Source organism: Erythrobacter sp. QSSC1-22B, from assembly GCF_001678665.1.
Taxonomy (GTDB): domain Bacteria; phylum Pseudomonadota; class Alphaproteobacteria; order Sphingomonadales; family Sphingomonadaceae; genus Qipengyuania.
The window spans coordinates 21,814-43,533 of the sequence record NZ_LZRP01000001.1; the positions used below are offsets into that span (position 1 = coordinate 21,814).

The window sequence follows — 21,720 nt, forward strand, 5'->3', positions numbered from 1 at the left end:
TGGAACAGCATTTTCCCGCATCGATCTGAAGGTTAGGAAGTTACGCACCGAAGCCAAGGCGTAGAGTGGCATGTGAGATGCGAAACATTTGGTTTTCTATGTTGGACCGCGCCAAACCACGGCGGCTCCTTGTTTCCCGATTTCCAACGCGTCTTGAGAACGACATTGGCTTCCGCACAGCAGTATGAGCATAGGAAGGTTATATAGCGGGGGTCTGCTGCGAAACGTCTCCAGGAATTCCCATTCTCTCATTTTGGACATTCTGATTTCAAGAACCAGCAGATCGGCTCGCCTCGAACGCAACACGCGCATCGCCTCTTCGCTTGGAAAGGGAAATAGGTGCTTGTTGGAGGGTGTGGTTCGGCGCGATGATATGGTCGCCAGTGCCATTTGAGTTGCAGGCATTGCTCTGAGGATTTATGACAGGTTTTGCATTCGGGATCGCTCTGGCCCTTGCAGTCATAGACGCGCCGGCGTTGGGTGAGCCGCTACGCAGCATGGGCATTTTCTTGGACGCTGATAGCACGACAGCTCAGGCAGCCGCGCGGCTAGAGGGTCGGTCTCGACACGACGCCCTTCTATTGTCGCGCATCGCATCAGCTTCATGGTTCGCCGGTGGTACGCCGGAAACGGTTGAAGCCAAGGTCCGCGACATCGTCGATCGCGCAGCGGATGCCGGGCAGGTTGCTATCCTTGTGGCATACAGCATTCCGTTCCGCGAGTGCGCGCTCTATTCGGCGGGGAGGGGCGTTCGATAGCGCAGCCTATCGTTCATGGATCCATGGCTTTGCGGCCGGTATCGGCAAGCGCGAAGCAATCGTCATTCTCGAACCCGACGGCCTTGGTGTCATACCCTGGCACAGGACGCTCGATGGAACGATCGAACATTGCCAGCCCGCCGGGGAGGAGGACCGCGGGTCACATGCGAGGTACGGTCGCGGTCCTTGCCTCTTTGCCGAACGTGCACCTATATCTCGACGGAGCGGGCAGCAGTTGGCTGGCTCCTGGCGCTGCAGCAAGTCGGTTGATCAATGCTGACGTTGCGCACGCAATGGGCTTTTTTTCTAAATGTGTCGAATTTTGAGAGCGACGCGAGCATCGTTCCCTATGTGCGCTGGGTCAGCGACTGCATCGGGCTGATAATGCAGGGTGGACTCGACCCGCGCGACTGTCCCAGCCAATACGGGCCGGCGAATTTCAAGGATCATGGGACATGGAGCGCAACTGACGCGGCATTTGACGCCTTGTTCGAAGAGACGGGACTGCGACGCGACCCGACATTGCAAAAACATGCCGTGATCGACACTAGTCGCACGGTCGAGGGACATGGCTACCGCCCCTCGGCAAATATTCGGATGCCGAAATCTAGTGCAACCCGCTGGACCGCGGATTGGGGCGCCGACCCACGCTGGAGGCCGACAATCCCTACATTGATGCGTTTCTGTGGATCAAGATTCCCGGGGAGTCGGATGGCGAATGCCATCGCGGGCGCGGCGGTCCGACAGATCCCGAACGCGGCGTCGTGGGACCAGCGGCAGGATCCTGGTTTCCGGAACAGGCGCGCGAACTGATCGAATTTGCCGACCCGCCGATCTTGGAAGACTGATCAGTAGCTCTGCTGCGACGGCGTTTTTAGCCTGGCGGGCAGAGCGGCGCCGTCGAAGCGCGAACCAGCAATTTATGCTCGTGCTCGTGCTTAAATGACACGGCCGGATCTATTTCGCCTTCGAGAGCGGCAATGAGCCGGTTTGCCGCATCCCATGCCATTTCGCGCACGGGCTGATCTACCGTCGTGAGTTGCGGCCAGGCAGTGCGTGAGACTTCTGAATTGTCGAAACCGGCGACCGACAGTTGCTCCGGCACCGAAAGGCCAAGGTCGCGACCCGCAGCGATGGCAGCGACGGCCATATCGTCGTTCTGGGCGAGGATCGCGGTGGGCCGCACCGGTCGGTCGAGGAGATCTAGCGCAACCCGGTAACCGACGTCGTAGGTGAAATCGCCTGTACCAACGAGCGAACCATCGATCGCCACTCCGGCTTCGTTGAATGCCTGATGGTAACCCTCCATGCGCGCTCTGCTTGCGGCGTGGGATGGGTCGCCGAGAATGATTCCGACACGACGGTGTCCGAGTGCCAGGATATGTGCGGCGACGGTATGACCGGCAGCGACCTCGTCCATCGCAACGACCAAGCCGCGGTCCAGGTCGCTGTGCGGCGTGATGCGGGCGTAGGGAAGCCTTTGCCGTTCGATCATGTCGAGCAGCACCGGCTGGTCGCAGGCGGGTGGCGCCAGCAGCACCCCGTCGAGCCCGGCGCGCAGAAGAAGTTTGCCAAGTTCGTCGGGACGACTGGCTACATGGTTGAAAGGAAGTACGACGAGGCGATAGCGCTCGTTTTCGAGGCGGTCGAGCGCGCCGTTCTGCAATTCCACGACATAGCTCGGACTCGGACGTTCGTAAGTCAGACCAATCAGATACGAACGACGTGCGATCAGGCTCTGAGCAGCCAGGTTAGGATAGTAGTCGAGCGCGGCCGCTACTTCCTTGACCTTTACTCGTACAGCCTGGCTGACATGAGGAGCATCGTTGAGAGCGCGTGATACGGTTTTGGGTGTGACCCCCACTATCCGCGCGATGTCGACGATCGTAGAGCGTTTCGAAATTTCTCTCTCCGATCGGCTAGATCATGCGAATGAGGCGGTTACCGCCAATCCGCAACGGCCCTTTAGCGCCTCTATTGACATCTGTCGAGAAACGACGGTAATCGTTGACCGGTACAACGGTAATCGTTGACATATGCGAGAGAGGAACTGAATTTGTCGCGCGCAGGCATTCTGACGCTGGGAGTGACGTCGTTGGGCGCGCTCCTTTCGCCCAACTTTGTCGAAGTCGCCGCCGCCCAGGCGGTCGGAACAGCAACGACCGCGGCAACGAATGCCGAGGCGACGCCGGAAAACTGGCCCGCTCGTGCGGCAACGGTTGCCCGGGATCCGGCCGTGGAGCGCCGGGTGGACGCGTTGTTGGCTGCGATGTCGATCGAACAGAAGGTCGGACAAATCATCCAGGCCGACATCGCGAGCGTAACGCCCGACGACGTTCATCGCTATCATCTCGGCTCGGTCCTCAATGGCGGCAATTCCGATCCGGGCGGGCGCTATAATGCTCCGGCGGAGGACTGGCTGGCCGCCGCGGACGCCTTTTACGCAGCGTCGATGAGGCGTGATGGCGAGCTGCCCCGGATCCCCGTGATTTGGGGAAGCGACGCGGTACACGGCCACAACAATGTCGTCGGTGCGACGCTGTTCCCCCACAATATCGGGCTGGGCGCGGCGCGAAATCCCGATCTTATTCGCCGGATCGGCGCAGCGACGGCAATCGAGATGCGCGTCACAGGGCTCGACTGGACCTTCGCCCCGACGTTGGCGGTGGTGCGTGACGACCGCTGGGGCCGAACCTATGAGGGCTTTGGCGAGACGCCCGAAATCGCGACCAGCTACGCCGCCCCGCTGATCGAAGGCTTGCAGGGCAAGATCGGCGACAAGGACTGGCTGCGCGGGCCGCACATCGTCGCTACCGCGAAACATTTCCTCGGTGACGGCGGAACCACCGGCGGCAAGGATCAGGGCGACGCCGCGATGCCGGAAGCGCAATTGCGCGACTTGTTCAGTCCCCCCTATCTACCCGCGCTCGACGCGGGCGTGCAGTCCGTGATGATCAGCTTCTCAAGCTGGAACGACGTCAAGATGCACGGCAATTCTTCGCTCATGACCGGCGTGATGAAGGAACGCTGGAATTTCGACGGCTTCCTCGTTGGTGACTGGAACGGCCATAGCCAGGTAGCGGGCTGCACCGCGACCGATTGCCCTCATTCTGTGACTGCCGGGCTCGACATGTATATGGCGCCCGATAGTTGGAAGGGGTTGTACAGCACTACGCTCTCTCAAGCACGGAACGGAACGCTTCCGATGGCGCGGCTTGACGACGCCGTACGCCGCATCCTGCGTGTAAAGATCCGGGCCGGCATGTTTGAGGCGGGGAAACCGTCTTCGCGGCCCTATGCTGGCCAGTTCGAATTGCTCGGAGGCAAGGAACATCGAGCGCTGGCACGCGAAGCGGTGCGCGAATCCCTCGTGCTCCTCAAGAACGCTGGCGGGTTGCTGCCGCTCAAGGCGGGCGGTCGAATATTGGTTGCGGGGGACGGCGCCGACAATCTCACGAAGCAGACCGGCGGCTGGACGCTCAGTTGGCAGGGCACCGGCACCAAGCGCAGCGACTTTCCCAACGCCCAGTCGATCTGGGAAGGGATAGACGAGGCGGTCAAGGCTGCTGGCGGCACCGCGACACTTTCGGCCGAAGGCCGCTATTCTGTCACACCCGACGTCGCAATCGTCGTGTTTGGCGAAGATCCCTATGCCGAGTTCCAGGGCGACCGTCCCGATGTCGGCTATGACGATGCAGAAAATCTGGCCTTGCTCCGTTCGCTCAAGGCGGCGGGCGTGCCAACGGTTTCGGTTTTCCTGTCGGGGCGCGCGATGTGGGTAAATCCCTTCCTCAATACGTCGGATGCATTCGTCGCGGCATGGCTTCCTGGGTCGGAAGGCGGCGGTGTGGCAGATTTACTGTTCGGCATGGCAGAGTTCCGCGGAAAGCTGCCTTACAGCTGGCCCCGATCGAGCGATCAGACTGCGGTCAACGTCGGCGACGCAAACTATGATCCGCTCTTTGCCTATGGGTTCGGCCTGACTTCTGCCGACCAGGGCGATCTCGCACCGCTGCCTGAGCAGCGCGCGAGCGCCACGGGAGTCGATCCTGGAACATTGTTCGCGGCCGGACAGCTGGGGACCGGGCGCAGCCTGTTGCTGGGGGCACCGGACGCGCTTTCGACCAATCCTGGTCCGCACCTGATCGAGGCCCGTCCGGCGGATCGCATAGCGCAGGAGGATTCGGTGCGTATCCGGTGGACAGGGTTAGGGCATGCCGTCGCGACAATAGCCCAGGAAACGCCCGCCGACCTCACGCGCCAGACCAACGGTGACCTCGCACTCGAGATTGACCTCAAGGTTAATGCCGCACCTTCTGCGGAGGTGAGCCTCTTGATGGGGTGCGGTGCAAATTGCGTCGGCGGCATATCTGTGGGGAGCCTGCTCGTCGAAGCAGCGAAGTCGCAAAATTGGACGCGCATCGCGGTGCCGCTGCGCTGCTTCGAAAAAGCAGGTGTCGACATGGCGCGCGTGGAGACACCGTTAACTTTTGCGACTTCAGGCAGCCTCGACATCACCTTATCGTCGGCGCGTATAGCCTCGCCGTCGGGGCCACAACTTACGTGCAAATAACAAAAAAATTAGGGAGGATGTTATGAAAAAGGGTATTTTGGGACGTTCCGCGTTGATGGTGCTGCTTTCCACGGGTGCAGCCGTACCAGTGTATGCTCAGGAGCCGGTGGCTGCTGAAACTACCGCTGAGGAACGCGATGACCTCATTATTGTCACCGCAAACCGCCGCGAGGAAAATCTGCAGGATGTTTCGGGCGTCGTCCAGACGCTCGACGCCGACCAGTTGCGCCGAGACGGCATCAGCGATTTGCGCCAGCTGCAGGTCGCGATCCCCGGGCTCAGCATCTCCAATCAGGAAGGCAATATCGAAATCTTCATCCGCGGTGTCGGTTCGGCAAACAGCACCGAATTGGGCGATCCTGGCGCGGCTCCACACCTCAATGGTACATATATTCCGCGCCCGCGCGGGCTCGGCCTGATGTTCTACGATCTCGAACGGGTCGAGGTGAACAAGGGACCGCAGGGGACGCTTTATGGCCGTAATGCGGTCGCTGGAACTCTCAACATCATCACCGCCAAACCGCGGCTGGGCGAATTCGGCGGCTATGCCCAGGCCGAGTTCGGCAACCGCTCGTCCTATGGCGCCGAAGGGGCAATCAACATTCCGCTCGGCGACACGGTCGCGTTGCGCGCTGCGGCCTATTACATCAATCGCGACTTTGGTTTTAACAATGTCTCAACCGGCGAGCCCGCAAGCGGTCTGAAGCCCGCAGGACTCGAAGAGAACTACGCCGGTCGTCTGTCGCTCCTTTGGGAACCGAGCGACCGGCTCACCGTCTCGCTCGTCGGCGACTATGGAATGGAGACCGGAACCGGCTATCCCGGCGCGAACATTTTCAGCGCCGTGGTAGCAACCGGTCTTCGGCCCGACGCTCTCGATCTCAAGGATGTCGTCTATCGCGGCCTGCAGGGCGACATGGAGAATGAGCTCTGGGGTGTTCAAGGCAAGATCGCTTATGACTTCGGCAGCTTTGGCGCCGAACTGACCGGCAGCTATCGCTCGGTCAATTTTAATCAGGTGAACGCATCGAGCGAAGGGATCGACTATCCGGGCCGCGACCTTTCGACGGTTCTGTACGACAATTATTCGGGAAATTTCTGGCAGACCAAATCGAAAAGCCAGGTCTATGAGGCGCGGGTGTTTGCCAATGAGGATCAGCGCTTCAGGTGGAATCTCGGGGGTTTCTACTTCAATGAAGATCAAGCTGTCGGCTATCTCGCGCTCGCGGATCGAGGTTATTGCTGTTATTCAGGTACAGAATTTACGATGCCCGACGTCCAGGGCGAAAGCTATGCCCTGTACTTCGATGGCACCTTTGACATCACCGACCGGCTACGGATACTCGGCGGCATTCGTTACACCGACGAGAGAAAATCGCGCTACGGCATTGGCGGCAATTGGGCGTTGACACTGGGAGGCGAGGATTTTGCTTGCTGCTTTGCGACCCGCCTCGGGACAGAGGGCTTCGAGCCCAATCTGCTCGACCGGCCCAATTTCGATGTCACCGGCATCAACACGCCGCAAGGTCTGGCACAATTCCTGATAGAAGGCATCAAGACACCGGGGCTACGCGACACGCTGATCGCCCAGATCGGTTCGATCGCCGACGGTACCAATCCGAACGGCACCTGTATTGACCGGCCTGACATCGACAATGGCTTCGTCGACTGCCCGGTGCTCAATCCTTCCAACACGAACGGCGGATTCAGTTATGCAAACCTGACCATCCCAGGTCAGCAGGTCGGCAGTTCAGAGTTCAATTTCGTCGACTGGCGGGCCGGCATGGAATTCGACCTCAGCGACGACAGCATGTTATATGCGAAGATCTCGACCGGTCACAAATCGGGCGGCTTTAACGACAGCTTTGACGGATCGACGATCCCCGAAACCTTCAGCCCCGAAGAGCTCCTCGTTTACGAGATCGGCAGCCGCAACAGCTTCGACGCGTTCGGACGAAGAGCAGTCTTCAACCTCACCGGCTTCTATTACGACTATTCAAACCAGGTGTTTCAGGATCTCACCTGTATTAACCTCGACAGCACACAAGCAACGCCCGTCTGCAACGGTTATTCGTTGGTGAACCGAAATATCGGCGCTTCGCGTATCTATGGCGTGGAGGCTGAAGCCCGTTTCAGTCTACCGGGGAATTACGCGCTCGACATCAACGCGGCCTATCTGGACACGAAGATCACGCGCGGCATCGTGGCTGATGCGCGCGCGCAGGATTTCGGCGCCGGCGGCAACTCGCCGCTGATCAGCCTGGTCGGCAACCGCCTGCCGCTGGCGTCGAAGATGAATGTAAGCGCACGGCTGTCGCAGTGGTTCGATGCCGGACCCGGTCGTCTGGACTGGCAGGCATTGCTCAATTACCGCTCGTCCTATTTCCTGAGCCAGTTCAACGAGGACGATATCGTGTTCCTGGGTGGCGAGCGCCAGACTGCACTGGCAGCAGGCTTCCCGGACCGGCAGAAGGGCTATGTGACGTTGAATCTGGGGATAGGTTATACGGTCGACAATCTCCGGCTCGAAGCCTGGGCAAGCAATTTCCTCGACGAGGAAGTCTCGCAAAAAGCGCTTGTCGGTTCTTCACTGAACATTCGGTTCCTGAACGACGCGCGCAGCTATGGTCTGCGCGCGCGGGTAACCTTCTAGCTAGGTGGAGCCGCCCGGTTCGCGACGCGTCCCGGGCGGCTGTATTATGCCAACTGGTAACGCTATGCAGGCTTTCGAACGGTGATGGGCGGAGGGCCCGAGAAAAGGCTTGAAGGCATTGGCAAGGGAAAACGGGGCCGGAAGAGCGGCGCGGCAGCCTCTCGGCTTTCTGCTTCTCTATACGCTCGCCTACGCGGGCGGTGTCACGGCCTATATCCCCTTTCTCATGCTCGTCCTCCCGGCGCGGATTACCGAACTTGCGGGCGCCGACGATATTGTCTGGCTGGGCTATATCGTATCCGCGGGTGCGGCGGCGGTCAGTGTCTCGGGTGTCGTGTCCGGATGGGTGAGCGACCGCACGAACAGCCGCCGTCTTTGGATCGCCGTCGGAATGCTGGCAACGATACTACTCCAGTTGGCGATGACGCGATCCGAAAATATCGTGGCCCTGTTATGGCTGGTTGTGGCCTGGCAACTGGCACTTGCGTACAGCTGTACAGCTTTTTTACTTAGCTATTTGCGTCCGATGCGGGACGCTTTCCGGTGTTTCCGCGGTGCTTATATTGGCTAGCGGCCCTCGTGCCTGCACTGGCCCTTACGGCCGGAAGTATGTGGTATAAAGGGTAAAAATTGTGGACGCACTTGGGTTCGAACCAAGGACCCGCTAATTAAGAGTTTCCTGTGCCATTGTAGGAAAAGCCCGGAAAGCTAAGGTTTCTGCGGCTTTCGGGAGATTTTCAATCGGACTGAATGGACTGGAGTCGCCACTATGGACTGGGAAAACGTCCATATCTGCCCACTGTGGCCATCGGCGCGTCCACACCCACTTGACGATCGCGCGTGAACCTCTAATGGGGGCGCCGTGGACCCTTAGCTCAGTTGGTAGAGCGTCTGACTCTTAATCAGAATGTCGTTGGTTCGAACCCAACAGGGTCCACCACAACTTCTCAGAAGAGGTTGATCGGGCAACTTCGTCCATACCCCAATGCGGGGACCGATTGGTGGAATTTACAGCATTCGCTGCAATCATCCCCCGACCGTCAACTGTCCGAAAAATATTCCTCATTAACATCCTGAATAAGATACGTCGCTCGTATCCTTGTTCCCACACCGTGCTGGATCATCAATTCCGACAATTTTGATCCGTTAATCAGCACCAGACGATGCTGCACCTCATGTACGAACTCTCTGGCTTCCTTCGAAAAGTCAGAGGTGGTGACGAAAACACCCTTCGTAGCGGATTCTCCCGTCAGTGAACCGATGAACTGTTGAATATGAGGCTGGCCTACCGTGTTTGCAGGGCGTATCGCTTGGCCTGAATATAAACGGCATCCAGACCAGGCGGATCTTCGTTGATGACGCCATCGATCCCGCCGTCTCCCGTCATCTTTGTGAGACTGTTTTGATGTAGTTGACCACTCCCATATCCCATAGCGTTGAGCAAATCGATGATTGCTCGATCAAAGCGGGTCGGGGACATCTCAAGCAGCAGTGCGAGCAGGTCGTCCTTGAGCGATGAAACGAGAAGCTTGTGGGAAGCCGCAATCCTATCTTCAGGTGTTTGCGGGTCAGACTCTGCAGATTGAGCAGTGCTTTTCTCAGACTTTGTCGTGGAAGTCCCTGTCTGGCTGGCAGCTTTCCAAAGCTACAAGCTCATCGAATTGATCCAGAAACGAACCATTGATCTTGTCCGGCTTCGTCGCCAGCACCTGTTCGCCGAGCGGTGTAATCTTATTATAATTTCGCTTAGGCGATTCCAATAAGCCAGCGTTGGAAAGATAGGTTCTCGCCCAATGAGCGCGGTTGGAGAGCAGAGTCACACTGCCGCTGGGCATCAGTTCCTGCGATTCCTCTTCCGAGATGTTGAAACTGGCTTCGATAAAAGGCAGGAAATCCTTGACGGTCGTCTTGCCGTCCGCAAACAGCTTTAACACAGGCAGCATCAGCGTCTTGTAATCCGGTATCGGCATTCGCCCCCCCCCTAAAAACCATTAGAACACCTGCCTTATGCGCGATCGAAAAGCTTTCCTCGACAAATTGAATTGCGCAGGCCTTAAGCTGGTCCAGACCTATGATGTGCGCTGGGTTGGGATCTATACGGACAATGGAATACTCTCCGAGGGGGCCGTTTTGGCTGGTCGAGGGGACATTTTCGCCGGACGAATGTGCGCTGATCGGTCTGGCACACCGCCACTTAGGGCGCTTGTTGCGGGTACCCCAAAAAAGGGTATTCTGGATCGATGAACGCGAGTGAGATGTCATCGGAACCAGAATATCTGACGCGGTCTGATATCGCGCTCATTCTGAGAATAAGTCTCAAACAGGCGGGCAGGCTCATGAGTAGAGTGCCCCACATCTATGTGGGTGAACGCCATAGGCGGGTCCGGCGCTTAGACTTCGATGCTTGGGTGATGCGTCGGACGGTGTCCTCTACAAGCGATCTTCCGCCGTCGGTAAGGGACTCACTAGAAATCGAGGGCCGGCCAACTCGAATAGCGAGAAGTACCGGAAAACATCCAAGTCGCTGCGTCTCAGAAATGGCAGAAGCAATGAGAAAAAAGAGGAAGATCGGCTAACGCAATCCCTACGTTGTGCCCTACGCTAACTGAAAATTTTCACTAAGACCCTGACTTACAAAGAGCATTTTGCTCTCGAAGTCAGTGTTAAGAGTCAGCTGCTCTAACAACTGAGCTATGCGTCCATATGCCGGTGTCTATTCGGCACCCCGATCCGGGAAGGCGCTCATATAGCGAGCATTGCCGCAATGGGAAGGGTAAATTTGCCCTCAGCCTCGGGCCAGCACGCGCCTCACCAGCGTCGAGCATTCCTCGGTCAACTCGAGTTCCGCGGCAAAGGCGTCGTGGAGGCAGGCGCCGACGGTGATCAGACGGCCGAGCTCAAGCCCGCGCACCAGACGAAAAGCGACATGCTGCGGCAGGTCGAGCAGCGTGTGAACATCGCGCAGCGCCGTCTTGCGAGCCTGGGCCTGTCGCCCGAGCAGGATCACCAGCAGGCGCCATTTATCGTCGACGCTGCCGAATGTTTCGGGCTTTCCCGAACGCGACAGGCGTTCGAGCGCATAGGTCGGAAGCGCGAAGCGCTCTTGCTGTTGTAGCATCATTGATCCTCGATCGTGAAACGCGACAAGCACCGCCGGAGCGGTGCCGAAGTGTCGCGACGGTATGGGACGATCGAAAGGCAACGTGCGAATCGGGGGGTATGCCTTGATCGGTCTGCTGCTGAGGTATATAATCTAGCGCAAGTTTGCTGTCGGACCGTTGGGGGACAAAACCCCGTCGGTCCGGTGGAACGATACAGAGGAGCCACGGTCGTCGATCCCCTGACCAAGGTTGAGAACCTGTTCTGCATTGGCGAAACGATTCGCTATGTTTGCGACGTGGCTGGCGATCTCGGCGCGACCCGGCGCAGCTATCATTTTTCCCCGATCTACGAAGAGCCCACGTCCGCCCGCACTCAGATCCACGCCGAGGGTTTCGATCCCGAGTGGGTCGAGCTGTATGAGCGCAAGGAATTCCGCCGGCACGACCCGATCCCGGAACGCACGCTGCGTCATGGAGCCATGCTGACCTGGGGCGAAGCGCGGCAGATGGGCACCAACACGAAAGAGCACGAGGACTATTTCGAGGCCTCGAGCAAATTCGGGCTGATCTATGGGGTCGGCCTGCCACTGTTCGGGCCGAACAACCGCGATGCCTATGCCAGCTTCGACTGGGGCCGTCCCATCGAGGAGGTCCCGCCCGAGCATGTGTCCATGATCAAGGCGCTGGCGCGTGCTGCGCAGATGCGGGTCTGCAATCTGCTCGACCAGGACAATGGCGAGGCCAGGCTCTCGGAGCGCGAGGCGGAGGTGCTGCAATGGCTCGCGCATGGCAAGTCGCGCACCGATATCGCCACCATTCTCGATCTGTCGCCGGACACGGTGAAGACCTACATCACCCGCATCTACGACAAGCTCGAGGCGCGCGACCGGATCGCGGCGGTGGTCAAGGGTTTGCGGCTGCGGCTGATCTACCTCTAGCGCGCCATTGTTTCAGCGCGCCGGATGCTAGTGGGTCAGGCCGGAACTGCCCTGGCGGCTGTTCCAGCGATTGACCATCATCAGCGAGCCGATGCAGATCATATTGGTCAGCATCGATGATCCGCCATGGCTCATGAAGGGGAGGGGGATGCCCACCACCGGCGCGAACCCCATCACCATCAGCAGATTGACCGCGACGTAGAAGAAGATCGTCGCGACCATGCCCGCGGCGACCAGCTTGCCAAAGCGGTCCTTCGAACGCCGCGCGACCAGCAGGCCCCAGCGCAGGATCAGCGCGAAGCAGACGATCACCACCAGCCCGCCGATAAAGCCCCATTCCTCTGCCATGGTGGCGAAGACGAAATCGGTATGCGGTTCGGGCAGATATTGCAGATGGCTTTGCGAGCCCTCGTTGAACCCCTTGCCGGTGAGCCCGCCCGAGCCGATCGCGATCTTCGACTGGGTAATGTGATAGCCAGCGCCCAGCGGGTCGCTCGCGGGGTCGAGCAGCGTCGTCACCCGGCGCTGCTGATAGGGCTGCAGCGCGAAGAAGAAGGCCAGCGGGGTGAGAACGGCACCCGCCGCCCCGAGGATGGCGAACCAGCGCATCGGCAATCCGGCAAGAAACATCACCACACCGCCACCGAACAGGATGGCGAGCGAAGTGCCCAGATCTGGCTGGACCAGCACGAGCGCGACCGGAATGCCGATCAGCACGCCTGCAGGCACCAGCGCGCGCCAGCTTGAGATCATGCCAACCGGCAGGTCGCTGTAGAACCGCGCGAGCACCAGGACAATGGCGGGCTTCATCAGTTCCGAAGGCTGCAATTGCATGAAACCCAGATTGAGCCAGCGCTGGCTGCCCCCGTTGATCTGCCCCATCGCCTCGACCAGCACCAGCAACAGCAGGGTCAGGACATAGACCGGATAGGTCGCGAACTTGACCAGATTGGCCGAGAACAGCGTCATGACGATCGCCATCACCAGGAAGACGCCAAACCGAACCAGATGCGACGCCGCGTAGGGCTCCCAACTGCCGCCGGCCGCCGAATAGAGCACCAGCGCCCCGAAGCCGATCAGGATGAGCAGCGGAAACAGCATGCCCCATGGCTGGCGTGCGACCGGGGCCGGGACGATGCTCATCGCGTTGGGCTCAGCGCTTGGGGGCTCACGTCGAAGGTGTCTGTGTTGGCGCCGCAACCGGCGTGGATTCTGGAGTGGGTATGGCTGTCGCAGGGCTCGCCTGCGGAACCCGGGGTGCGGAGCGCGGATCGGCTTCGGGCCGAGGCACGACCACGCTTTCGGCAATCTGTTCGGATTGGCGGCTGGCGATACGCGCTTCGGCTTCGACCTGGTCGAAGATTTCTTCGCTGCGGGTGGGGGCAGGGGTCACGGTCTCGCCGGCCGCGGCTGCGTAGGCGGTGTATTTTCCGATCAAGCGCTGCTGGGCGGTGCCGCCCCACTGGGCTTCCAGCGCGGACAACGCTTCCATGCCCTTCTCCGGGTCGAACATGAAGGTCATGATGTCGCGCGCGATCGGATAGGCCGAGCCCGATCCGCCGCCATGCTCGATCACCACAGCCCCCGCGTAGCGAGGATTGTCGAACGGGGCGAAGAAGATGAACAACCCATGGTCGCGGTACTTCCATGGTCCGGTTCGGCCATCGGAATTGCTCAGTCCGACAACCTGCGCGGTGCCGGTCTTGCCGGCCATCAACACGTCTTCGATCGGCAGACGCGCGCGCCCCGCCGTGCCGGGACCGTTGACCACATCGCTCATGGACTGGCGCACATAGCGCACGTGTTCGTCGGAAAAATCGACCATGTCGAAACCCTTGACCGGGGTCTTGCGGTTGAGCCGCGGTTCGACATGGCGACCCGTAGCGAGCCGCGCCGACATCACCGCCAGCTGGAGCGGGTTGGCGAGCATATAGCCCTGTCCGATGGTCGCGTTGACCGTATCGTAGGGCTGCCACTCGCGCTCGTATTTTTTCAGCTTCCACGCCGGATCGGGGACGGTGCCATAGAACTGGCTGATGACAGGAAGGTCGAATTCCTGACCCATGCCACAGCGTCGGGCCATCAAGGCGATCGGATCCATCCCGATCCGCTGGGCCATGGCATAGAAATAGACATCGCAGGATTGATAGACGCCCATCGCCATATCGACTGCGCCGTGTCCGCCCCGTTTCCAGCAGCGAAACACGCGGTTGCCCACCCGCAGGCCGCCGGAGCATTGCACCCGCTCTTCGGGGTCGACACCCGCTCGCAGCAGCGCCATCGAGACCATCGGCTTGACCGTCGAGGCAGGCGGGTAGAGCCCCTTGAGCACCTTGTTGCGCAAGGGAACGCGCTCGTCCTCGCGCAGCATCGCGTATTCCACGCTGCCGATCCCGGCAGAAAAACTGTTGGGATCGAAGCTGGGCATGGACGACATGCACAGGATATCGCCGGTGCGGCAATCCATCACCGCCGCGGAACCGGACTCCAGCCCGATCCGGCGCGCGGCGTAATCCTGCAGCGGCCCGTCGATAGTCAGATGAACCGGTTCGCCCTGGACATCCTCACGGGTCTCGAGCTCCTTGACGATGCGGCCTGAGGCGGTGACCTCGACACGGCGGGCGCCAGGGACACCGCGCAGATCCATCTCGAATTGTTGCTCGAGCGCGTCCTTGCCGATCTTGAAGCCCGGCGTGATCAGCAGCGGGTTGCCCTCTTCCTCGTACTCCTCGGCATTGGCCGGGCCGACATAGCCGAGCAGATGCCCCACGCTCGGCCCGGTGGGATAGTAGCGCGAGAAGCTGCGCTGGGGAATCACCCCGGGAAGATCGGGCAGGCGCACGCTGACCGCCGCGAAATCCTCGTAGTCCAGACCCGTCGCGATCTCGACCGGCTGGAACGATGCGGCCTCGTCCACCCGCTTGGTGATATCGGCCATGGCAGTGGCATCGAGGTCGAGAATCTTGCCCAGCGCCGCCAGTGTCGCTCGGGTATCGATCAGCTGGTCGGGGATGACATCGACCCGGAAATCGGCCTTGTTCGAGGCAAGCGGTGCGCCGTTGCGATCGAGGATCCAGCCGCGACGGGGCGCGATCAGCGAGAGGTTGACGCGGTTGCTCTCGGATTCCAGCTCGTATTTCTCGTTCTCGGCGATGGCGATGAACGCCATCCGCCCGGCCAGCAGCACTCCGATACCGCCCATCGCCCCGCCGATGACGAAGCTGCGCCGCGAAAAGGCCTGGTCGAGCGTGGTGCTGCTGACATGGTCGCGTTTGCTTTTGCCCAGCTTCATCCGACGGTCCGCCAGCGGGTCAGCCGCATCTGGTCGAGCCGGGCGACCAGCCGCGCAAAAAGCGGGAAGACGAGGATCGATAACATGAGCTGGGGCCCCAGAGCGACAAGCGTCAGCTCACCGCCCGATACGAGCATTGCGGCGGGGACATAGACCAGCAGGATTAAACCCGCGGTGAACCAGTCCTGCGCGAAACTGCGCCAGGGAAACCGGGTCTCGATCAGCTCGATGGCGATCATTGCTACCGACCACAGCAGGATCGCGCTGCCCAGAGGCTGCCCGCTGAATAGATCGTCGAACAATCCCAACGGAAACCCCGCCCAGACGGGCAGCAGTCCCGGGCGAACAAGCCGCCATGCCAGCAGCATCATAAAGCCCAGCGGGGGAATGATCGGCAGCGCGGTCGCTATGAAAAACATAGGTGTCAACGAAGCGATCAGCACCGAGAGGTATGGGACAATGGTGGCAACCACGGTCGAATGCGACCGATTGATCCGTCGGCCATAGGTGTCGCTGCGCGATTTGGGGTTCATGCGCTCCAATCTATTCGCCCAGCTCGGTTTCGACCGGAGTGTCGGCGCCCGTCACTGCCGTCGGCTCGAAAATCGGTAGCACGGCGACGTAGTCGGTAGCAGCGGGATCGCTGACGATGCGGGCAAGCGCGCCATCGTCGGTAATCTCGGTGGCGATCGCGACCGCCACTCCGGGCTGGTAATAGCCGCCTGCGCCGCTGGTGACGAACAGATCGCCCGGCTCGAGCGGGTTGATCCCGAGGTTGATCAGCCGGATACGGATGAGCCCGTCGCCGCGCCCCTCGGCAAAGGCGACCACTTCGTCCTTGGCGCGACGCACGGGCAACACGCTTTCCGGATCGGTCAGCAGCAACACTCGCGCGCTGTAATTACCGACTTCTAGAATGCGGCCGACGACGCCCCGCGGGCTGCGCACCGGCATACCGACCGCGACGCCATCGGCGCGCCCCGCGCCCAAATAGGCGAAGCGGCGCGAGCTGGCCGCGCTGGCACCAACCAGGCGGGCTACGGTGATCGGCTTTGCCTCTTCGTCCTGCAATCCGATCAAGGCCTTGAGACGCCGGTTTTCCTGTTCGACCGCGGCGGCTTCGCCAAGCCGGATGCGCGCCAGCTCCATTTCGCGCTTGAGCGCAGCGTTCTGCGAACCGGCGCGGTAATAGCCACGCACGGCATCGACAAAGCCCTTGCTTTCGGTCCGAGCGACGGCGACCGGCTGCGTCACCGGGGTCGCCGCGTCTTGCGCGGTGCCGGTCAGGCCCGAGAGGAACCCGGGTTGCCACAGCGACAGGCCGAGCAGCACCGCACCGACGAGCGCACCCACTCCGGCGGCGATGTAGCCGGTGAATAGGCTGTATTGCGCCTTTCGCGAATAGCTCGAGCGCCGTTGTCCTGTCGGCGCCATAGCGGCCGTCTTTCCCCAAAAGTTATCCGGTGCGTTACCGGTCGTCTTACGCGGTCATCAACACGCCGCGGTACCGCTCGTCTTCCATCGCCCGACCGGTGCCGATCGCGACGCAGGTGAGCGGGTCCTCGGCGATGGTTACCGGGAGGCCGGTTTCCTCGCGCAGATACTGGTCGAGGCCCTGGATCAGCGCGCCGCCGCCGGTCAGGACGATGCCCTGGTCGACGATATCGGCAGCGAGTTCGGGAGCGGTGTTTTCCAGCGCGATGCGCACGCCCTCGACGATCGCACCGATCGGCTCGCTCAGCGCCTCGGCGATATGGCCCTGATTGATGGTGATTTCCTTGGGGACGCCATTGACCAGATCGCGGCCCTTGAGCGTGATCGACTCGCCGATGCCATCGGCAGGCGCGACGGCGATGCCGTAATCCTTCTTGATCCGCTCGGCCGTGGCTTCGCCGATCAGCAGATTGTGATGGCGGCGGACATAGGAGACGATCGCCTCGTCCATCTTGTCGCCACCGGTGCGCACCGAAGTGGTGTAGGCCAGGCCGCGCAAGGACAGCACCGCGACCTCGGTCGTACCGCCGCCGATATCGACCACCATCGAACCGACCGGTTCGGTGACCGGCATATCGGCGCCGATCGCGGCGGCCATGGGTTCGAGAATGAGATACACTTGGCTGGCGCCGGCGTTGCTCGCGGCATCGCGGATCGCGCGGCGTTCGACGCTGGTCGAGCCCGAGGGAACGCAGATCGTGATCTCGGGATAGCGCATCAAGCTCTTGCGACCGTGCACCTTGCGGATGAAATGCTTGATCATTTCCTCGGCGATCTCGATGTCGGCGATGACGCCGTCACGCAACGGGCGGATCGCTTCGATGGAATCGGGGGTCTTGCCCATCATCATCTTGGCGTCCTCGCCCACGGCCTTGACGCGCTTGGTGCCGTTGATCGTCTCGATCGCGACCACCGATGGCTCGTTGAGGACGATGCCCTGACCTTCGACATAGACCAAAGTGTTGGCCGTGCCGAGATCGATCGCCATGTTCTGCGAGCCGAACTTGAAGAGGTTGTTCCAGAAACCCATTACTACCCGATTCCGATTTTCGATAAGGGTCTTACGCGCCGTGCTTGCGACCGTTCCGACCCGATTGTGACAGCGGAGCAACCCCCTTAGCGAAGCCCCTGTGCAAATGCCAAAACAATCGCGAGGGATTGGCGGGGAAACTTATGCGTTCCGGCTCGAATTCCGGGCGCTTCGCGGCTAGGCCTTCAGCCCAGCCATGAGACCAGCCATGCCAGTGATCCGCCGCCTCCCCGAACAGCTCGTCAATCGCATCGCCGCGGGCGAGGTGGTCGAGCGTCCGGCGGCCGCGCTCAAAGAGTTGGTCGAGAACGCGGTGGATGCGGGCGCGACGCGGATCGCGATCAAGCTGGTCGAGGGCGGGCTGGGCTCGCTCGAGGTCACCGACGACGGTTGCGCGATGACCCCCGACGAAATGACGCTCGCGCTCGAACGGCACGCCACCTCGAAGCTACCCGAAAGCCTGGTCGGCGCCGAGGGCGCGATCGAGCGGGTTGCGACGCTTGGCTTTCGCGGCGAGGCGCTGCCCTCGATCGCCAGCGTCGCGCGCTTCACACTGGAGAGCCGCCCGCATGGCGCGGAGCAGGGCTGGAAGCGAGTGGTCGATCACGGTGCGCTGGTGTCCGAAGGCCCCGCTGCGCTGCCGCCCGGCACCAGGGTGCGGGTCGAACAGGTGTTCGCGCGCATCCCCGCACGGCGCAAATTCCTGCGCACCCCGCGCAGCGAATACGCCGCCAGTCTCGACGTGGTCCGCCGCCTCGCGATGGCGCGCCCCGATATCGCCTTCACGCTCGATCATGGCGAGCGCCGCGTGCTCGGGCTGCAGCAGGACGAGGCGCTGATCGACCGGGTGGCGCAGATCGTCGGGCGCGAATTGAAGGACAATGGCGTCGCCATCGACCTGGAGCGCCACGGCATGCGGCTGACCGGGATCGCCGGGCTGCCGACCTACAACCGCGGGATCGCGGATCACCAATATCTCTTCGTCAATGGCCGCCCGGTCAAGGATCGCCTGCTCGCGGGCGCGGTGCGCGGCGCCTATTCCGACATGCTCGCGCGCGACCGCCACGCGGTGCTAGCCTTGTTCCTCGAGCTCGCGCCCGAGGATGTCGATGTCAACGTCCACCCGGCCAAGACGGAAGTGCGGTTCCGCGATGCCCAAGGCGTGCGCGGCTTCATCGTCTCCGGCCTGCGTCAGGCGCTGTCGACCGGCGACCGCCGCAGCGCGCAATCGCCCGATGCCGCGGCGATGGAGCGCTGGCAGCGCGAGCGCGACGAGCCTTCGCCCGCGCTGCGCTCGATTTTCGAGGGTCGCGACTGGTCGCGGCCGTCCGCCGGTGTCGCCGAGAGCGGTGCGAACCCATGGCGTGGAGCGGAGACGGGCGCGATGGCCGAACCGCAGGGCAGGGCGGAACAGGCCGAACCGCTCCACGCCGAGGAACGTACCTATCCTCTGGGCATCGCGCGCGGGCAGGTGGCCAACACCTATATCGTCGCCGAGGCGGCGGACGGGCTGGTGCTGGTCGACCAGCACGCCGCGCACGAGCGACTGGTGCTCGAACGCCTGCGCGCCGCCGGCGCTGGCGAGGCCGCCGCGCGCAGCCAGGCGCTGCTGATGCCCGATGTGGTCGAATTGGAAGAACCCGCCTGCGACCGGCTGGAAGAGGCCGCCGAACGGCTGGCGCAACTGGGACTCGCTATCGAACGCTTCGGCCCTACCGCGATGCTGGTCCGGGCGCTGCCGCATTCGTTGCGCAACGGCGACCCGGAAAAGCTGCTCCGCGATATCGACGACGATCTCGTCAAGCACGGGTTCGACGCGGACAAGGGCGCGCTGCTGTTGAGCGAGAAGCTCGAACTCGTCCTCGCCACCATGGCCTGCCACGGCTCGGTCCGCGCCGGCCGGGTGCTCAGCGTCGCCGAGATGAACGCGCTCTTACGCGAAATGGAAGTCACCCCGCGCTCGGGCCAGTGCAACCACGGCCGCCCGACCTGGGTGAAGCTGTCGATGGACGATGTCGAGAAGCTGTTCGGGCGCCATTGAGGGACGATGCTTCCGCTTCGCTTTCGGGTGCTCCCACCTCGACGATGCTCGCCGGTTGCAGGCTGCTTGCGGCGATTTCGTCGTAAGGGCTGCCGACAAGTATCCAGCCTCAATCTGCCAAAAGCTCCTGAAGGGCAGCCAGGAGTTTCGATGGCAGCACCGGCTTGGGGACGAGGGGTACGTCGTTCAGCAGGGGTTCGTCGATTTGACTGCGGCTGTAGCCGGATGTCAGCAGGAACGGAATCCCGGATGATTTGAGAACCCTCGCGACCGGGATAGATCTCACGCCTCTGAGATTGAGGTCCAGCAAGACGGCATCCGGGCGAGTCTTGCCGAGTGCTGCAAGCGCAATATCGACGCTCGGTGCGCGCTCTACCTCTCGCACTCCGGCAGCCGTGAGGATTTCCTCCAGATCCATCGAAATAAAGGGATCGTCCTCGACGACGAGGATGCGCCGGTTCGAAAGAAATTCATGGTCGGATTCGGTGACCGTGCTGGCCTCAGATCGGGAAGCTGATTTCATACTGGCAACCCTCGGGAAGATATTTGAGTTGTGCCTCGCCGTCCAGTTCATAGCCGGCCAGATCCGCAAGCAGCCGTGTTCCAAAACCGCGGCGTTCGGGTAAGTCCACCTTCGGTCCGCCCTCTTCGCGCCAGCGCAGATGAACCTGGCGACCGTCGGGTTTCTCGTCGATATTCCACGAAAGCTCGACCTCACCGTCCGGAACGGAGAGCGCGCCGTGTTTGGTCGCGTTGGTGCCAAGTTCGTGCAGGACCAGAGCCATCATGCGTCCCTGACGAGCCTGAAGCATCACCTTCGGGCCGTCGATTTTCGGAACCGGGGCATCGGCAGCCTCGAACGGCACGACAGACCGCCGCGCGAGTTCCCTCAGGTCCAAGACCTGCGCATGATCGTCGAACACCAGATCTTCGGCCTGCGTGAGCGCCCGAAGTCGGCCAAGAAAAATGTCGCGGTAGGCGCGTGCCGAAGCATCGTCGGCAGTGGTTTGATTGGCGAGAGATTGCACCAGCGCCAGCATGTTCTTGACCCGATGCTCGAGCTCCTGGACCAGAACGGTCTGGCCGCTCAGCGCTTCTTCCAGTTCCTTGTGAGCACGGTGGCGATCCACGGCAGCGGCAAGCAGATTGGCGTAGTTTTTCAGGAATGACGTGTCGTGCTCGTCGAAGTCGCGCTTGTCCGTCGCATCGACCTCGAGCACGCCGAAGGGCCCGTCCTCCCCTTCGATAATCACGTTCACCATGCTCTTGATGCCGTGGTCGATCAGGACATCGGGAATCTTGAAACGCTTTTCCTCATCCAGATCGGGGGATACCACCGGTTCGCTCTGCGCCAGTGCGAAGCCTGCTGGCGAATCCTTGTCCGCGCCGAACTGAACATGTCCCACCACGCCGGGCTGCCAGTTCACGCCGGCCCGCATGAGCAGCGCGTCGCCGCCCGGGAGCAGCTCGAGAACTTTCGCGCGCCGAATGTCGAGTCCTTCGGCCACAAGCTCGGCGGCGCGGTGCAGGACTTCATCGAGGTCGTGCGCAATCAGGCAGTCAGACCCGAACTTGGCCAACGCATCTTGCTGTCGGCGCAGCCGGGTGGTGGCTTCATCGTCTGCTGGGTTCATGCAATTGCTATGGCGGGGGATGCAGTTGATTTCCAGTCTGAAATTAGCAATCGCTCAAAACCAGGAGCCTAAAGAGTTCTGGCTTTCCCGAACGTTGTTTCAGCAGTTCGCTTGAGACAGCCCCCCGGACATCCAGCTCGATCGCCGCCGACAAAAAGCCACCGTCCCGCACTGCCGGTCATCGCCCGTTGACCCCGCGCCGCAAA

19 protein-coding genes and 1 tRNA gene are annotated in these 21,720 nt (G+C 61.4%); 8 read left to right on the top strand and 12 right to left on the bottom strand.

Annotated elements, in window-relative coordinates:
• Positions 1-419: 419 nt before the first annotated feature.
• A complete protein-coding gene (locus A9995_RS17490; RefSeq protein ID WP_067607437.1) occupies positions 420-758 on the top strand; it encodes a glycoside hydrolase family 6 protein in 339 nt (112 codons plus the stop codon).
• Positions 759-1,390: 632 nt separating this feature from the next.
• Entirely contained in the window at positions 1,391-1,606 is a 216-nt protein-coding gene (locus tag A9995_RS00075; RefSeq protein ID WP_067607440.1) for a glycoside hydrolase family 6 protein, read from the top strand.
• Positions 1,607-1,632: 26 nt separating this feature from the next.
• Here A9995_RS00075 and A9995_RS00080 read toward each other — a convergent pair whose 3' ends face one another.
• Entirely contained in the window at positions 1,633-2,661 is a 1,029-nt protein-coding gene (locus A9995_RS00080) for a LacI family DNA-binding transcriptional regulator (RefSeq protein ID WP_082992381.1), read from the bottom strand.
• A gap of 366 nt (positions 2,662-3,027) precedes the next feature.
• On the opposite strand from A9995_RS00080, the gene A9995_RS00085 reads away from it, so the two are divergent.
• The 4 genes from A9995_RS00085 (at position 3,028) to A9995_RS00100 (ending at position 8,924) form a co-directional block, all read left to right on the top strand.
• Positions 3,028-5,331: an exo 1,3/1,4-beta-D-glucan glucohydrolase gene (locus tag A9995_RS00085; protein ID WP_369815800.1), complete on the top strand. Its 2,304-nt coding sequence runs from the start codon at positions 3,028-3,030 to the stop codon at positions 5,329-5,331.
• Positions 5,332-5,386: 55 nt separating this feature from the next.
• On the top strand, positions 5,387-7,984 hold the full coding sequence (locus A9995_RS00090) for a TonB-dependent receptor (RefSeq protein ID WP_233998067.1): 2,598 nt from the start codon (positions 5,387-5,389) through the stop codon (positions 7,982-7,984).
• A 109-nt stretch (positions 7,985-8,093) separates the two neighbouring features.
• Entirely contained in the window at positions 8,094-8,555 is a 462-nt protein-coding gene (locus A9995_RS00095; RefSeq protein ID WP_067607446.1) for a hypothetical protein, read from the top strand.
• A 293-nt stretch (positions 8,556-8,848) separates the two neighbouring features.
• Positions 8,849-8,924 (top strand) — tRNA-Lys (locus A9995_RS00100).
• Between the two features lie 100 nt (positions 8,925-9,024).
• Here the strand turns inward: A9995_RS00100 and A9995_RS17585 are convergent.
• From A9995_RS17585 to A9995_RS00110, 4 genes are all read right to left on the bottom strand, one after another.
• Positions 9,025-9,291 (bottom strand): restriction endonuclease, encoded by a 267-nt coding sequence (locus A9995_RS17585; protein WP_145916776.1) that lies wholly within the window; start codon positions 9,289-9,291, stop codon positions 9,025-9,027.
• Positions 9,270-9,464: a restriction endonuclease gene (locus A9995_RS17590; protein ID WP_145916748.1), complete on the bottom strand. Its 195-nt coding sequence runs from the start codon at positions 9,462-9,464 to the stop codon at positions 9,270-9,272. The genes A9995_RS17585 and A9995_RS17590 overlap by 22 nt, the downstream gene beginning before the upstream one ends.
• Positions 9,465-9,582: 118 nt before the next feature.
• Positions 9,583-9,954, bottom strand: coding sequence for a winged helix-turn-helix domain-containing protein (locus A9995_RS15835; protein WP_082992382.1), 372 nt, complete (start codon positions 9,952-9,954; stop codon positions 9,583-9,585).
• A gap of 815 nt (positions 9,955-10,769) precedes the next feature.
• Entirely contained in the window at positions 10,770-11,102 is a 333-nt protein-coding gene (locus A9995_RS00110; protein ID WP_145916749.1) for a hypothetical protein, read from the bottom strand.
• Between the two features lie 186 nt (positions 11,103-11,288).
• Between A9995_RS00110 and A9995_RS00115 the strand changes: the two genes are divergently transcribed.
• Positions 11,289-12,023, top strand: coding sequence for a LuxR family transcriptional regulator (locus A9995_RS00115; RefSeq protein ID WP_067607460.1), 735 nt, complete (start codon positions 11,289-11,291; stop codon positions 12,021-12,023).
• A 27-nt stretch (positions 12,024-12,050) separates the two neighbouring features.
• Here the strand turns inward: A9995_RS00115 and rodA are convergent, their stop codons facing one another.
• Genes rodA through A9995_RS00140 form a run of 5 tightly spaced genes read right to left on the bottom strand, consistent with a single transcriptional unit; the run spans position 12,051 to position 17,839 of the window.
• Entirely contained in the window at positions 12,051-13,166 is a 1,116-nt protein-coding gene (rodA, locus tag A9995_RS00120) for a rod shape-determining protein RodA (protein WP_067607463.1), read from the bottom strand.
• Between the two features lie 25 nt (positions 13,167-13,191).
• Entirely contained in the window at positions 13,192-15,315 is a 2,124-nt protein-coding gene (gene mrdA, locus A9995_RS00125; RefSeq protein WP_067607466.1) for a penicillin-binding protein 2, read from the bottom strand.
• Complete coding sequence (gene mreD / locus A9995_RS00130; protein ID WP_067607472.1) at positions 15,312-15,848, bottom strand: rod shape-determining protein MreD; 537 nt, start codon at positions 15,846-15,848, stop codon at positions 15,312-15,314. Before mreD ends, mrdA begins: the two co-directional genes overlap by 4 nt.
• A 10-nt stretch (positions 15,849-15,858) precedes the next feature.
• The gene (gene mreC, locus A9995_RS00135; RefSeq protein WP_067607475.1) at positions 15,859-16,749 is read right to left on the bottom strand and encodes a rod shape-determining protein MreC; all 891 of its coding nucleotides are present in this window, start codon (positions 16,747-16,749) and stop codon (positions 15,859-15,861) included.
• Positions 16,750-16,795: 46 nt separating this feature from the next.
• On the bottom strand, positions 16,796-17,839 hold the full coding sequence (locus A9995_RS00140) for a rod shape-determining protein (protein ID WP_067607478.1): 1,044 nt from the start codon (positions 17,837-17,839) through the stop codon (positions 16,796-16,798).
• A gap of 208 nt (positions 17,840-18,047) precedes the next feature.
• Between A9995_RS00140 and mutL the strand changes: the two genes are divergently transcribed.
• Positions 18,048-19,880, top strand: a complete 1,833-nt coding sequence (gene mutL, locus A9995_RS00145) for a DNA mismatch repair endonuclease MutL (RefSeq protein ID WP_145916750.1) — start codon at positions 18,048-18,050, stop codon at positions 19,878-19,880.
• 109 nt (positions 19,881-19,989) lie between these two features.
• Here mutL and A9995_RS00150 read toward each other — a convergent pair whose 3' ends face one another.
• Positions 19,990-20,403, bottom strand: a complete 414-nt coding sequence (locus tag A9995_RS00150; protein WP_168157299.1) for a response regulator — start codon at positions 20,401-20,403, stop codon at positions 19,990-19,992.
• The gene (locus tag A9995_RS00155; protein ID WP_067607484.1) at positions 20,381-21,514 is read right to left on the bottom strand and encodes a sensor histidine kinase; all 1,134 of its coding nucleotides are present in this window, start codon (positions 21,512-21,514) and stop codon (positions 20,381-20,383) included. Before A9995_RS00155 ends, A9995_RS00150 begins: the two co-directional genes overlap by 23 nt.
• Positions 21,515-21,720: the final 206 nt, after the last annotated feature.

Excerpts from the sequence above, each read along its gene's own strand:
- A9995_RS17490 (WP_067607437.1), top strand. The coding sequence starts at position 420 with ATGACAGGTTTTGCATTCGGGATCGCTCTGGCCCTTGCAGTCATAGAC.
- A9995_RS00085 (WP_369815800.1), top strand. The coding sequence starts at position 3,028 with ATGTCGATCGAACAGAAGGTCGGACAAATCATCCAGGCCGACATCGCG.
- A9995_RS00090 (WP_233998067.1), top strand. The coding sequence starts at position 5,387 with ATGGTGCTGCTTTCCACGGGTGCAGCCGTACCAGTGTATGCTCAGGAG.
- A9995_RS17590 (WP_145916748.1), bottom strand. The coding sequence starts at position 9,464 with ATGTCCCCGACCCGCTTTGATCGAGCAATCATCGATTTGCTCAACGCT.
- A9995_RS15835 (WP_082992382.1), bottom strand. The coding sequence starts at position 9,954 with ATGCCGATACCGGATTACAAGACGCTGATGCTGCCTGTGTTAAAGCTG.
- A9995_RS00110 (WP_145916749.1), bottom strand. The coding sequence starts at position 11,102 with ATGCTACAACAGCAAGAGCGCTTCGCGCTTCCGACCTATGCGCTCGAA.
- rodA (WP_067607463.1), bottom strand. The coding sequence starts at position 13,166 with ATGAGCATCGTCCCGGCCCCGGTCGCACGCCAGCCATGGGGCATGCTG.
- mrdA (WP_067607466.1), bottom strand. The coding sequence starts at position 15,315 with ATGAAGCTGGGCAAAAGCAAACGCGACCATGTCAGCAGCACCACGCTC.
- mreD (WP_067607472.1), bottom strand. The coding sequence starts at position 15,848 with ATGAACCCCAAATCGCGCAGCGACACCTATGGCCGACGGATCAATCGG.
- mreC (WP_067607475.1), bottom strand. The coding sequence starts at position 16,749 with ATGGCGCCGACAGGACAACGGCGCTCGAGCTATTCGCGAAAGGCGCAA.
- A9995_RS00140 (WP_067607478.1), bottom strand. The coding sequence starts at position 17,839 with ATGGGTTTCTGGAACAACCTCTTCAAGTTCGGCTCGCAGAACATGGCG.
- mutL (WP_145916750.1), top strand. The coding sequence starts at position 18,048 with ATGCCAGTGATCCGCCGCCTCCCCGAACAGCTCGTCAATCGCATCGCC.
- A9995_RS00150 (WP_168157299.1), bottom strand. The coding sequence starts at position 20,403 with ATGAAATCAGCTTCCCGATCTGAGGCCAGCACGGTCACCGAATCCGAC.
- A9995_RS00155 (WP_067607484.1), bottom strand. The coding sequence starts at position 21,514 with ATGAACCCAGCAGACGATGAAGCCACCACCCGGCTGCGCCGACAGCAA.